Origin of the sequence: Streptococcus sp. UMB0029, assembly GCF_002871495.1 — a bacterium.
In the GTDB taxonomy this organism is placed as follows: domain Bacteria; phylum Bacillota; class Bacilli; order Lactobacillales; family Streptococcaceae; genus Streptococcus.
In genome coordinates this window covers 1-600 of sequence record NZ_PNGD01000032.1, presented here as the reverse complement: position 1 = coordinate 600, position 600 = coordinate 1, and the positions used below count along the sequence as shown (strand labels likewise).

General features: G+C 40.7%; 1 protein-coding gene. It reads left to right on the top strand.

The genetic code is table 11. The annotated features are described in order from the left end of the window. Positions 1–3 precede the first annotated feature (3 nt). The coding region (yaaA, locus tag CJ239_RS11495; RefSeq protein WP_102211637.1) for a peroxide stress protein YaaA at positions 4–600 on the top strand (597 nt) is incomplete at its 3' end.

Below are 600 nucleotides of genomic sequence, written 5' to 3'. Positions count from 1 at the left end.
AATATGAAAATTTTAATCCCAACAGCAAAAGAAATGAACACAGATTTGCCAAGGATCGAGGCAACTCCTTTAAGACCAGAAAGTCAGACCGTTCTGGATGCCTTAGCTCTCTATTCTGCTAGTCAATTGGAGAGTTTTTATAAGGTATCAGTCGATAAGGCGGCGGAAGAATTTCAACATATCCAAGCTTTGAAAACACAAACTGCTCAACACTACCCAGCCTTGAAACTTTTTGATGGGCTCATGTACCGCCATATCAAGCGAGATAAATTGACAGAGGCAGAACAAGCCTATCTTGAAAATCATGTCTTCATTACCTCGGCTTTGTACGGTGTCATTCCAGCCTTGTCACCCATAGCCCCTTACCGTTTGGACTTTTTAATGAAATTAAAAGTCGCTGGTAAGACTTTGAAGAGCCATTGGAAGGTAGCCTATGATGAAGCTGTGAAGCAGGAAGAAGTGATTTTCTCCCTCTTGTCGTCCGAGTTTGAGACTGTATTTTCTAAGGAAATCAGAGAAAAGATGGTGACCTTTAAATTTATGGAGGATAAAGATGGTCATCTGAAGATTCATTCAACTATTTCTAAGAAAGCGCGTGGT